Below are 12,119 nucleotides of genomic sequence, written 5' to 3' on the forward strand. Positions count from 1 at the left end.
CCTTCGACTCAGCTCGCCGGCGGGGCCGGGGAGAGGTGCTCGTGGACCGCGACGAGGTCGTCGCCATCGCGGACGAAGACGATCGACTCGCGCTCGAAAGTCGTGGTGCGCTCGCCGCCGACGGAGGTGACCGTGCGGACGCTGTGGCTGAGCACGGCTGTATCCCCGTGGACCTGGACGAGCCGGTCGCTGCTCAGGCACTCCTCCACGCGCCAGCCCGACGCGACCCACTCCGCCCACAGCGACTCGTACGCCGCCCGGCCGTCGAGCCGCTGCGGCTCGGGGTGGAAGACGAAGCTCGCCGACTCGGCGAAGCAGGCGAAGTAGGCGTCCGTGTCGGTCGCCGCGAAGGCCGCGACCAACCGGTCGGTGGCCTCGAGCACGTGCTCGGTCGTCAGATCCGGCATCCCGGCTCCTTTCCGCGTTCTTGCAGCGGGAATCTAAGAAGATCTACGCCGCCGCGCAAGCAGTTCCTGCATCGTGCGGGAGCGTCGAATCACGATCTGCCTACACTTGGTTTCCGGGCCGTCGATTCGGGTGCGACGTGGTGGGCGTCACGTCACCGTGCGACCGCGATCCCGGGCGAAAATTCATCGCAGGAATTTCGGGGGTGGGCGGCGTGGACGAGACCGATCAGGCGATCGTGCGGCTCCTGCAGCGCGACGGACGGCTCGGCCACCGCGAGATCGCCGAGGCCGTCGGGCTCTCCCGGTCGGCGGCAGCGGGACGCGTCCAGCGGCTGATCGAGACCGGGCAGGTCGTCGTACGAGGCGTCGTGCATCCGGCGGTCCTCGGCCGCGGCTCGCTCGCCCACGTGGGCCTGGTCGTCCGCGGTTCCGCCGTGGCCGTCGCGGCCGAGGTCGCCGAGCGTGACGACACCCCGTTCGTGTCCCTGGCCTCGGGGCGCCACGGCGTGCTCGCCGAGGTGCGGACCTCGTCGCCCCTGGCCGTCGACCGGGCGATCGCGGAGCTGCGCTCGCTGCCGGGCGTGCAGGGCGTCGACACACTCTCCTACGTGGAGGTCATGCGCGACGTCGCGGGGCCGGTGGGCGACGTCGTGCACCAGATCGACGCCGTGGACGTCGCGCTCCTCGGCGTCCTGCAGCGCGACGGCCGCGCGTCGTACGTCGACCTGGCCCGGCACGTGCGGCTCACGCCGGCCGGCGTACGGCGGCGGGTCATCCGGCTGCTGGAGTCCCAGGTCGTCCACATCGGCGCACTGGTGCGCCAGCCCGGTCTCGACGGCCAGGCGGCGCTGGGGATGGGGCTGCGGCTGGGCGGCGACTCGAGCGATGCGCTCGAGCGGGTCCTGGCGGTCCCGCAGGTGAGCTTCCTCGCACGGACCCTCGGCCGGTTCGACGTGCTGGTCACGCTGCGTGCGTACGACCCCGCGGACCTGCTCGAGGGTCTCGAGCAGATCCGCGAGGTCCCGGGCGTCAACGAGACCGAGTGCTGGACGCACCTGCGGGTGGTCAAGGAGACGTACGCCTCCGAGGGTCTCGCCGTCTGACGCGCTGCCGCTTACGGGTAGAGGCCCCGCATGTCGTGGGCACTGGCGACGCGCTCGACGGCGAGGCAGGTCGCGGCCGTACGCAGGGTCAGCCCCTGTCGCTGCGCGTAGGCGAGGACGTCGCGCCACGCGTTGTTCATCCGCTCCGCGAGACGCCCCTCGACCTCCTCCTCGCTCCACCAGTAGGCCTGGTTGGCCTGGACCCACTCGAAGTAGGACACGATCACGCCGCCCGCGTTCGCGAGGATGTCGGGGGCGACCGTGATGCCGCGCCCGGCGAGGATCTCGTCGGCCTCGGCCGTGGTCGGTCCGTTCGCGCCCTCGACGACGAGCCTCGCGTGGATCCGCGAGGCGTTGCCGGCGTGGATCACGCCCTCGACTGCGGCCGGGACGAGCAGGTCGACCTCGAGCTCGAGCAGCGCGTCGTTGTCGATCGGCACGCTGCCGGGGAAGCCGACCACCGAGCCGGTCTCGTCGACGTGACGCTCCACCGCCGGGATGTCGAGGCCGGCATCCGAGCGGACGCCGCCGTACTGGTCGCTGACGGCCAGCACCTTCACGCCCGCCTCGGCGAGGAAGCGCGCGCTGCCGCGACCGACCTTGCCGAAGCCCTGGACCGCCGCCGTCGACTCGGACGGCGAGAGGTGCAGGTGCGACATCGCCTGGAGCGCGATGTGGACGACGCCGCGCGAGGTCGCGGAGGCGCGACCCTGCGAGCCACCCAGGCTGATCGGCTTGCCGGTCACGACGCCCAGGACCGTGTGGCCGCTGTTGACGGAGTAGGTGTCCATCATCCAGGCCATCGTCTGCTCGTCGGTGCCGATGTCGGGGGCCGGGATGTCCTGCATCGGGCCGATGAGCGGCAGGATCTCCGAGGTGTAGCGGCGGGTGACGCGCTCGAGCTCGGCGACCGAGTACTTGCGCGGGTCGATCGTCACGCCGCCCTTGGCGCCGCCGTACGGCACCCCGAGCAGCGCGCACTTCCACGTCATCCACATGGCGAGCGCGCGGACCTCGTCGAGGTCGACGTTCGGGGCGTAGCGCAGTCCGCCCTTGGCGGGGCCGCGCGAGTAGTTGTGCTGGACGCGGTATCCGGTCAGCACCTCGGTGGTGCCGTCGTCGCGCCGGAGCGGGATGCTCACGGCCAGCTCGCGCCGGGGCGCGGCCAGGTTCGCGTAGACGCCGTCGTCGTAGCCGAGGATCTTCACGGCATCTGCGAGCTGGCGGCGGGCATCGACGAGCGGTTCGCTCATCCAATCCTCCCTGTGGGGTGTGATCAGCCTGTCGGTGAATGAGCCGTGGCCCCCTTGTGAGGGGGCTCACAGCTCGCGCGCATCATGCCGCTCGACCGGCCGGTAACCAGCATCGACGAGCCCCTCGGAACGACCGGCTTCGGGAAGCCGTCCGAAGGCGGCGAAGTTACCGACGGGTAGGATGTGTGTCACTCCTGGACGGGCTGCCACTCGCGGCACGCCCGCCCTAGGGTGGTGGATCGCTCGTCGGACGCGGCGGGCTCGTTATCGACGAGGAGCGAAGTTCCCGCATGCAAGCCTTTGCCATCGTTGTCTCGCTCGTGCTCACGGTCGCCGCGGTCGCGCTGCTCGTGGGCGCGGTGCGCAGCATGCTCGGCGTCATCCGGACCGGTCAGCCGGCGCCCGGACGCACGGGCAACCCGGGCCGACGTACCGTCACCATGCTCAAGGAGACGGTGCTCCACACGCGCATGCTCCAGTGGACGGTCGTCGGCGTCATGCACTGGTTCGTGTTCGCGGCGTTCATCTTCCTGTCGTTCGCGGTGCTGAGCGCCTACTTCCAGCTCTTCTCGCCGGAGTTCGCGTGGCCGATCATCGGCCACTTCTACCCGTACGAGTGGTTCAGCGAGCTCATCGGCGTGCTGAGCACGGTCGGCATCGTCTACCTGATCATCTACCGCCAGCGGAACCACCCTCGCTCGCTCGGCCGTGACTCGCGCTTCTTCGGCTCGACCTTCTGGCAGGCGTACTTCGTCGAGATCATGGCGCTGCTCGAGGGCGCAGCGATCCTGTTCATCCGCGGCGCCGAGTACAACCTCGCCAAGATCACCGGCCACGAGGACGAGGCGACCCGCGCGCACTTCCCGATCGCGTCGTGGTTCGGTGACGCGCTCTACCCCAGCTCGCAGGGCTCCGAGGCCGCGCTGCAGAACATCATCTACGCGATCGCCGTCTTCAAGATCGCGCTCGCGATGGTCTGGCTCATCGTCATCGCGCGCAACCTCACCATGGGCATCGCCTGGCACCGCTTCACCGCCTGGTTCAACATCTGGTTCAAGCGCGAGGACTCGGGTCGCACGGCGCTGGGCGCCATGAAGCCGCTCGTCTCCGCCGGGAAGCCGGTCACCCTCGACGACATCGACGACCTCGACGAGGACGCCAAGCTCGGCGTCGGCTCGATCGAGGACTTCTCCTGGAAGGGCATCCTCGACTTCACGACCTGCACCGAGTGCGGTCGCTGCCAGTCGCAGTGCCCGGCCTGGAACACGCAGAAGCCGCTCTCCCCCAAGCACCTCGTCCTCAGCCTGCGCGACCACGCGTACGCCGCCGCGCCGTACCTCCAGGCCGGCGAGACCGACGGCGCCGGGGCCGAGGTCGCCCAGAAGCCGCTCATCGGCCACACCGACCAGGACGGCTCGGTGGGTGCGGGCGACGACGTGCTCGAGTGGTTCTACAACCCGGCCGACGGCGGCTTCGTGATCGACGAGGACGTGCTCTGGTCGTGCACGTCGTGCGGCGCCTGCGTCCAGCAGTGCCCCGTCGACATCGAGCACGTCGACCACATCATGGACATGCGCCGCTACCAGGTGCTCGTGGAGTCCAACTTCCCCTCCGAGCTCAACGGGCTGTTCAAGGGCCTGGAGAACAAGGGCAACCCCTGGAACATGTCGCCCTCCGCCCGCCTGGACTGGGCCAAGGACCTGCCCTTCGAGGTCAAGGTCGTCGGCGCTCCGTCTGACCAAGGCGGCATCGAGTCGCTCGACGAGGTCGACTGGCTGTTCTGGGTCGGCTGCGCCGGCGCCTACGAGGACCGCGCGAAGAAGACGACCCGTGCGGTCGCCGAGCTGCTCGACATGGCCGGCGTGTCCTTCGGAGTGCTCGGCAACGGCGAGACCTGCACCGGCGACCCCGCCCGACGAGCCGGCAACGAGTTCGTCTTCCAGGGCCTGGCCCAGCAGAACGCCGAGACCTTCAACGAGTACAAGGTGAAGAAGGTCGTCTCGACCTGCGCGCACTGCTTCAACACGCTCAAGAACGAGTACAAGGACTTCGGCGTCGAGCTCGAGGTCGTCCACCACACCCAGCTGCTGAACCGGCTCGTCCGCGAGGGCAAGCTGACCCCGGTCACCGAAGGCGCCGGCGCCCACCAGCGCTCCATCACCTACCACGACCCGTGCTACATCGGCCGCCACAACGGCGTCTACAGCCCGCCGCGCGAGCTGCTCCAGGTGCTCCCGGGCGCGGAGTTCAAGGAGATGCCCCGCAACGCCGAGCGCTCGTTCTGCTGCGGCGCCGGCGGCGCCCGGATGTGGATGGAGGAGAACCTCGGCTCGCGGATCAACCGCAACCGCACCGATGAGGCCGTCGAGACCGGGGCGGACCAGATCGCGGTCGGCTGCCCGTTCTGCCGCGTCATGCTCTCCGACGGGCTCACCGCCGCGCAGGCCGACGGCAGCGCGCGGGAGTCGGTCGAGGTCCTCGACGTCGCCCAGATGCTGCTCGCCTCGGTCAAGGGCGAGATGGCGACGAAGGTCGCGCCCGGTGGCGGTACGTCGGCCGCTCCCGCGGCTGCTGCCGCGTCGACAGCACTGGCCGCCGAGCCGTCCGCCGGCGACGCGACCGACACACCCGACACCGTCAGGTCGACCGCCGACGCCGGCCCTGCCGCGAAGGCATCGGGCGGATCGTCGCTGTTCGACACACCGGCGCCGGAGTCGGCGCCCGAGTCGGCGCCGGACGACGCATCGTCGCTCTTCGACACCCCTGCCCCGTCCGAGCCGAGCGCGCCCGAGAGCACGTCAGGCGGCTCGCTCTTCGACGAGGGCGGGTCGCTCTTCGACACGCCCTCGACGCCGGCTCCGGCCGCGCCGACCGAGGACGAGGCAGCCCCTGCGACCGGCGGGTCCCTCTTCGACATCCCTGCCGAGACCGAGGCACCCGAGGCCACCGCACCGGCTGCCGAGGAAGCACCGGCGGCCGCGAAGGCCGAGACGCCGGCGCAGGCCGAGCCCGACCTCGGTGCCGGCGGGTCGCTGTTCGACATCCCCGCCCAGACCGAGGCACCCGCGACCCCGAGCGCCGAGCAGGCACCCGAGGCCACCGCACCGGCTGCCGAGGAAGCACCGCCGGCCGCGAAGGCCGAGGCGCCGGCGCAGGCCGAGCCCGACCTCGGTGCCGGCGGCTCCCTGTTCGACATCCCCGCCCCGACCGAGGCACCCGCGACCCCGAGCGCCGAGCAGGCACCCGAGGCCACCGCACCGGCTGCCGAGGAAGCACCGGCGGCGCCCGTCGAGGCCGCGCCTGTGGCCGCATCGGGGCCTGTAGTCGCATCGGCGCCGCGGACCGAGGTGGACATCGACAGCATGGCGTCACTGTTCGACATCGAGGCTCCGGGGGGCGCCGTCACGAGCGCCCCGGCGGCTCACGCCGTCGCCGCTCCGGTCGAGACCCCGGTCGACACCCCTGCCGAAGCACCGGTCGAAGCGCCGGTCGAAGCGCCGGCGGCGGAGGCCGCGAGCGCGGTGGACGAGCAGCCCGCCGACGCGCCCGCGCCCGTCCGCGAAGCACCGGCGACCGTACAGGCGGCTGCACCCGCGACCGCACCGGTTGCCTCCTCGGGAACGGCGTCCACGCCGCGGACCGACGTCGAGATCGAGTCGATCGGGTCCCTCTTCGACATCGAGGCACCTGCGGGCGCCGTCGCAGGGGCGGCACCGACCGGTGCCTCCACGGCCGCGGAGCCGGTCACCGAGCCGGTCGCCGCCGAGCCGGTCGACGCCGAGCCCGCCGATGAGGCCGCCGATGAGCCCGTCGAGGCGCCGGTGGAGACGACGGTCGAGCCGGCCGGAGAGAAGCCCGAGGAGCCGACCGAGGAGCCGACCGAGGCGTCGCGGCCTGCACCGGCGGCTTCCTCGGGCGAGGCGCACAGCCCGCGCACCGACGTCGACATCAGCTCCACGGAGTCGCTCTTCGACCTCTGAGTCGGACAGATCCGACTGTGCCGCGGATCCGAGTCACTGGATGACTCGGATCCGCGGCACAGTCGCTTCCGGGCCTCGCCAGAGATCCGTCGGCGGCGTTGCTGAGCCCGCACGGATCCTCGGCGCCGACCGTCCGACCACCTCCCCAGGTCGGCAACGCCTCAGTGCCGCGGATCCGAGTCACTGGATGACTCGGATCCGCGGCACAGTCGCTTCCGCGGCTCTCCACAGATCGCCGCGCAGCGCTACCGCCGGGCCGCGTGGTCGGCCAGGCTCGGCCGCATGTCCCTCGCGCCCGATGCCGACCGTGAACCGGACCAGGCGCGCCTCGACGAGCTCCTCCAGGCCCAGCACGGCGTGGTCGCGCGGCGCCAGGTGCTGGAGTGCGGCTTCACCGTCAACGACATCCGCCGCCTGGTCCGACGCCGGGAGTGGGCGCCCGCCGGGCATCCGGCGATCTTCGTCGACCACACCGGTCCGATGACGTGGCGGCAACGGGCCTGGGCGGCTGTCCTCCACGCGTGGCCTGCCGCGCTGGCCGGGGAGTCCGCACTCCGGGCGGTCGAGGGGCCCGGTCGACGCGACCGTGACGACGGCGCTCCGATCCGGGTCGCGGTCGACCGCAAGCGCAGCGTCGTACGGCGCGAGGGCATCGTCATCCAGCGGCTGAGCCGTCTGGCCGCCCGGGTGCAGTGGAGCACCAGCCCGCCCCGGCTCCGGACCGAGGAGGCGCTGCTCGACCTCGCGGCGGGCTCCGCCACGGAGCTGGCCGCGATCGGCCGGCTCGCGGACGCGGTCAACGCGAGGCTCACCACCCCGGCCCGGCTGCTCGACACGCTCGCCTCCCGCCCGCGCATCCCACGTCGCCGGTTCCTGGCCAACACGCTCGCGGACGTGCGCGACGGCACCTGCTCGGTGCTCGAGCACGGATACCTGGTCGGCGTCGAGCGCGCCCACGGGCCGCCGCGACCCCGGCGTCAGGCGCCGACCGGGGTCGGCCGGCCGGGGTTCCGCGACATCGACTACCCCGAGCTGGGCATCGTCGTGGAGCTCGACGGCCGACTCGGGCATGACGGCTCAGCCGCCCGGGATCGCGACCTCGAGCGCGACCTCGATGCCAGGGTCGCCGCCGGTCGCGTCACGGTCAGGCTCGGTTGGGGCCAGGTCTTCGACCGACCCTGCAGCACGGCGGTCAAGGTCGCGCAGCTGTTGCAGCGTCACGGCTGGCAGGGAGCCCACCGGCCCTGCGCGCGTTGCGCGCAGACAGCGCAGACAGCGCAGACAGCGCCGTGGCCCCGAGTCACCGGATGACTCGGGACCACGGCACCAGCGGGTCAGTCGTCGCTGCGCGCGCGTTCGCCGACGTACGCGACGAGGGCGGGCGAGGAGGACTCGAGCCTGTCGACCTCCTCACCGCCGGTGCAGGTGCACAGCCGGACGGTGAGGCCGCCGGAGGAGCGGGAGACGACCTCCCACACGCCGCCCGCGGCCTCCCATCGGCGGAGCACGTCGACCGGGTCGGTGGCCGTCACGGCTCCTCTCGGCGCACCTCGGCGACGGCCTCCTCGTCGACCACGACCGGACGCTTCCACGCCCAGAAGATGAAGATGAGGCCCACCACGAGCAGGATCAGGCCGGACCACAGGTTGGCGTTGACGTTGCCCGTCTTCTTGCCCTCCTCGTCGCCGAAGATCCCCATCAGCACCAGGATCACGCCGTAGATGCCGAGCAGCGAGCCGATCACGTTGCGGATGTCGAAGAGGCCAGCTGTCTTGTTCACTGCCATGTCGGTCTCCGATCAGAAGAGCAGGTTGAGGATGATCACGAGGACGAGCGACACGGTCGCGAGGGGGACGGTACGGCGATACCAGGGGTACGTCGCCTCCTTCTCGTCGATCAGGTCCTCGCGCGGCGTCTCGGAGTAGACGAGCCCGACCAGCTCGTCGTGGGTCTTCGGCACGGTCATGTACGACACGATGATCGACAGCGCCACGTCGACGACGAACGCGGTGGACGCCGCGACGAACGACGCGCCCTGTCCCGACAACGGCAGCGCGCCGGTCGACAACGAGCCGAAGGCGTCCTCGGAGAGGAACGCGACCGTGACCGCCGAGAGTGTGCCGGCGACCAGGCCGACCCAGCCGGCCGTCGCCGTCATCCGCTTCCAGAACATCCCGAGGATGAACGTCGCGAAGAGCGGGGCGTTGAAGAACCCGAACAGCGTCTGCAGGTAGTTCATGATGTTCGAGAAGTTGGACGCCAGTCCCGCCGTGAAGATGGCGATGACCGTCGCGCCGACGGTGGCCCAGCGACCGATCCCGAGGTACCAGTGGTCCTCGCGGTCCTTGATGATGTAGGTCTGCACGAGGTCGTAGGAGAACACCGTGTTGAAGGCCGAGATGTTGGCCGCCATGCCCGCCATGAACGCGGCCAGCAGACCGGTGATCGCGAGCCCCAGGAGGCCGTTGGGCAGCACGTCGCGCATCAGGTAGAGCAGCGCGTCGTTGAACTGGACGCCGTCGCCGGACGCACCGCCCGGCACCGCCTGCCCGTTCTTCACCTTGGCGATCTCGCTCACGAGCACCGCGGCGATCATGCCCGGGATGATCGTGATGAACGGGATGAACATCTTCGGGAAGGAGCCGATGATCGGCGTCTTCCGGGCCGAGGCCATCGAGTCGGAGGCCATCGCGCGCTGCACCTCGACGAAGTTCGTCGTCCAGTAGCCGAAGGACAGCACGAAGCCGAGGCCGAAGACGATGCCGATGACCGAGAGGAACGACGAGTCGAAGCCCGTGAGCGCGTTGCCCGGCCACGAGTGCAGCTGGTCGTGCACGGACGCCGTGACGTCGTGCGTCTTCGGGTCCACCCCGGGGGTGACCTTGTCCTTCAGGCCACTCCAGCCGCCGATGCGGTGCAGGCCGAGGAGGGTCAGCGGAGCCAGCGAGGCGACGATGACGAAGAACTGGAGGACCTCGTTGTAGATCGCGGCACGCAGACCACCGAGGGTGATGTACGAGAGCACGATCGCCGCGGCGACGATGAGCGCGATCCACAGCGGCCAGCCGAGCAGGGCGTGCAGGATCGAGCCGAGCAGGTACAGGTTGATGCCCGCGATGAGCAGCTGCGCGATCGCGAACGACAGCGCGTTGACGAGGTGGGCGCCCGGACCGAAGCGGCGCCGCATGAACTCGGGGACCGAGCGCACCTTGGAGCCGTAGTAGAACGGCATCATCACGACGCCGAGGAACAGCATGGCCGGGATCGCGCCGACCCAGAAGTAGTGCACGGACGGGAGCCCGAACTGGGCGCCGTTCGCGGACATGCCCATGATCTCGACGGCGCCCAGGTTGGCCGAGATGAAGGCCAGACCGGTCACCCACGCGGGAAGGGAGCGACCGGAGAGGAAGAAGTCGACGGAGTCGGAGACCCGACGACTCGCCATCACCCCGATCCCGATGACGAACGCGAAGTAGATCGCGATCAGCAGGTAGTCAACGGCGCTCGCATCGATGAGCGTGTTACTCGCGAGCGCCACCACGGGAGCCGCGGCCATAGGTCCACGACCTTTCTCTTCTCGATTCAGATGTAGCCCTGACACGTCGAGTGCCAGGCCCTCCTCATGCCCCGAAATGGGGCAAGACACACCTGATGTCACGATTGACGTCGTCGTGACATTGCGCTGACGTCTTCGTGATGTCATAGTGGTGCGCATGGACATCACGCCGTACGTCGAAGGCCTCCGCCGCGACCTCCTGGCCGCGGCCGAGGCGGCCGGGCCCGAGGCCCGTGACACCGCCGAGCGACTCTCCTATGCGCTCGACCCCGCCGCTCGGCTCGCACTGATGGAGGCGGTCAGCCAGGCTGCCGCCGAGATCACCGCCGAGCTTCCCGCCGGCAGCGTCGAGGTCCGGCTCGCCGGACGCGACCTGGACTTCCGGGTCGAGGTCCCCCCGGCCGCCGCGACCGTCGACGCCGAGCCCGGAGACCCGGAGGACGAGGGCTCCCTGGCCCGCATCACACTCCGCATCCCGGAGTCGGTCAAGACCCGTGCCGAGGAGTACGCCGCCCGCAGCGGCGCCTCGCTCAACACGTGGCTCGTCAACCTGGTCCGCAACGCGACCCGGGAGGGCGGCATCAACGTCGACATCGACCTCTCCAGCGTCCCGTTCCTGGGCGGCCCGACGCCCGGAACACAAGGACGCGGCCCCCGCCGGATGACCGGCTGGGCCTGACAGCTCCCGAGGAGGAGACACACCATGGAACACCACTTCGACACCCCCGGCCCGACCCGGCTGCACGCCATGCTCGGCGCCGGCCGCATCGACGTACGCGCCAGTGACCGGGACACCACCGACGTCGTCGTCACCGGTCAGGACGCGGACCAGACCCGCGTCGAGGAGCGCGGCGGCGGCATCCTGATCGTCGCGCCGCGACAGCGCGGACTGTTCGGACGCGGCGGCATCGATGTCACCGTCGACCTGCCGTCGGGCAGCGACCTGAAGATCAGGACGGGCTCCGCCGAGGTCACCCTCACCGGCGACAACGGCTCGGTGGTCGTGCAGACCGGCTCGGCCGGGATCGACGTCGAGCACTCCTCCGGCTCCACCGTCCTGGAGACCGGCTCAGGCCGCATCCAGCTCGGCGACACCGACGGGGACGTGCGCATCAAGTCGGGCTCCGGCAACGTCTCGGTGGGGGCAGCGACCCGCACCGTCGTCGCGTCGATCGGCTCCGGCGACGTCGAGCTCGGATCCGTCGGCGGGACGGTGCGCGTGAAGAGCGGCTCCGGCGCCCTCCGGGTGCACCGGGCGAGCGGCGACATCTCGCTCACCACCGGCAGCGGCGACCTCGAGGTCGACGCGATCACGCGCGGCCGCATCAACGGCAAGGGCGGCTCCGGCGACATCCGGGTCGGCGTCCCCGCCGGCGTACCCGTGTGGACCGACGTGTCGACCGTCAGCGGCCGGATCAGCTCCACGCTCCCCCGCCTGGGCGAGCCCGAGCCCGGCCAGGACCACGTCGAGGTGCGCGTCCACAGCGGCAGCGGTGACATCACCCTGGTGTCGCTATGAGCGTCTACTCCTTCCTCGGCGGGACGGCGGTGGCTCCGAGCCGGTCCACCGACCGGCCGCTGCCGAGGCACAGCGAACGAACGGAGACGAACGATGATCGCCCGACTCGTGTGGCCACGCGGGGGTCAGCCCCTCATGGCGACGCCATCGCGCCAGTCGCCCATGAAGGCGACCTCTGACCGATTCAGCCCCAGGTCGGACACCAGCGCCCGCCTGAGCCCGGTCACGAGCCTGGACTCGCCCGCGACCCAGGCGTAGACCACCAGACCTGACCATCGAGGGGCAGGGCGGGGTTGCACCG

Annotated in this window: 11 protein-coding genes; 5 read left to right on the top strand and 6 right to left on the bottom strand. The window is 70.8% G+C overall.

What is annotated here, in order from left to right:
- Positions 1-8: 8 nt before the first annotated feature.
- Positions 9-407: a YybH family protein gene (locus tag ABD205_RS01380; RefSeq protein WP_344041633.1), complete on the bottom strand. Its 399-nt coding sequence runs from the start codon at positions 405-407 to the stop codon at positions 9-11.
- Positions 408-619: 212 nt separating this feature from the next.
- Here ABD205_RS01380 and ABD205_RS01385 point away from each other — a divergent pair, with 212 nt between their 5' ends.
- Positions 620-1,510 (top strand): Lrp/AsnC family transcriptional regulator, encoded by an 891-nt coding sequence (locus tag ABD205_RS01385; protein ID WP_344041635.1) that lies wholly within the window; start codon positions 620-622, stop codon positions 1,508-1,510.
- 11 nt (positions 1,511-1,521) lie between these two features.
- Here ABD205_RS01385 and ABD205_RS01390 read toward each other — a convergent pair whose 3' ends face one another.
- Positions 1,522-2,763 (bottom strand): Glu/Leu/Phe/Val family dehydrogenase, encoded by a 1,242-nt coding sequence (locus ABD205_RS01390; protein WP_344041637.1) that lies wholly within the window; start codon positions 2,761-2,763, stop codon positions 1,522-1,524.
- Between the two features lie 290 nt (positions 2,764-3,053).
- On the opposite strand from ABD205_RS01390, the gene ABD205_RS01395 reads away from it, so the two are divergent.
- Together ABD205_RS01395 and ABD205_RS01400 are read left to right on the top strand one after the other, a co-directional pair.
- On the top strand, positions 3,054-6,743 hold the full coding sequence (locus tag ABD205_RS01395; protein ID WP_344041639.1) for a (Fe-S)-binding protein: 3,690 nt from the start codon (positions 3,054-3,056) through the stop codon (positions 6,741-6,743).
- Positions 6,744-7,025: 282 nt separating this feature from the next.
- Positions 7,026-8,054, top strand: a complete 1,029-nt coding sequence (locus tag ABD205_RS01400) for a hypothetical protein (protein ID WP_344041641.1) — start codon at positions 7,026-7,028, stop codon at positions 8,052-8,054.
- 23 nt (positions 8,055-8,077) lie between these two features.
- Here ABD205_RS01400 and ABD205_RS01405 read toward each other — a convergent pair whose 3' ends face one another.
- Genes ABD205_RS01405 through ABD205_RS01415 form a run of 3 tightly spaced genes read right to left on the bottom strand, consistent with a single transcriptional unit; the run spans position 8,078 to position 10,299 of the window.
- Positions 8,078-8,275 (bottom strand): hypothetical protein, encoded by a 198-nt coding sequence (locus ABD205_RS01405; protein ID WP_344041643.1) that lies wholly within the window; start codon positions 8,273-8,275, stop codon positions 8,078-8,080.
- Entirely contained in the window at positions 8,272-8,529 is a 258-nt protein-coding gene (locus ABD205_RS01410) for a hypothetical protein (protein ID WP_344041645.1), read from the bottom strand. The genes ABD205_RS01405 and ABD205_RS01410 overlap by 4 nt, the downstream gene beginning before the upstream one ends.
- 12 nt (positions 8,530-8,541) lie before the next feature.
- Positions 8,542-10,299 (bottom strand): sodium:solute symporter family protein, encoded by a 1,758-nt coding sequence (locus ABD205_RS01415; protein ID WP_344041647.1) that lies wholly within the window; start codon positions 10,297-10,299, stop codon positions 8,542-8,544.
- Between the two features lie 157 nt (positions 10,300-10,456).
- On the opposite strand from ABD205_RS01415, the gene ABD205_RS01420 reads away from it, so the two are divergent.
- Together ABD205_RS01420 and ABD205_RS01425 are read left to right on the top strand one after the other, a co-directional pair.
- Positions 10,457-10,978 (top strand): pilus assembly protein HicB, encoded by a 522-nt coding sequence (locus tag ABD205_RS01420; RefSeq protein ID WP_344041649.1) that lies wholly within the window; start codon positions 10,457-10,459, stop codon positions 10,976-10,978.
- Between the two features lie 24 nt (positions 10,979-11,002).
- Positions 11,003-11,818 (top strand): DUF4097 family beta strand repeat-containing protein, encoded by an 816-nt coding sequence (locus ABD205_RS01425; protein WP_344041651.1) that lies wholly within the window; start codon positions 11,003-11,005, stop codon positions 11,816-11,818.
- 125 nt (positions 11,819-11,943) lie between these two features.
- Here the strand turns inward: ABD205_RS01425 and ABD205_RS01430 are convergent, their stop codons facing one another.
- Positions 11,944-12,117, bottom strand: coding sequence for an SIP domain-containing protein (locus ABD205_RS01430; protein WP_344044440.1), 174 nt, complete (start codon positions 12,115-12,117; stop codon positions 11,944-11,946).
- Positions 12,118-12,119: the final 2 nt, after the last annotated feature.

The sequence above is a fragment of the Nocardioides panacihumi genome (assembly GCF_039530925.1).
GTDB lineage: Bacteria > Actinomycetota > Actinomycetes > Propionibacteriales > Nocardioidaceae > Nocardioides > Nocardioides panacihumi.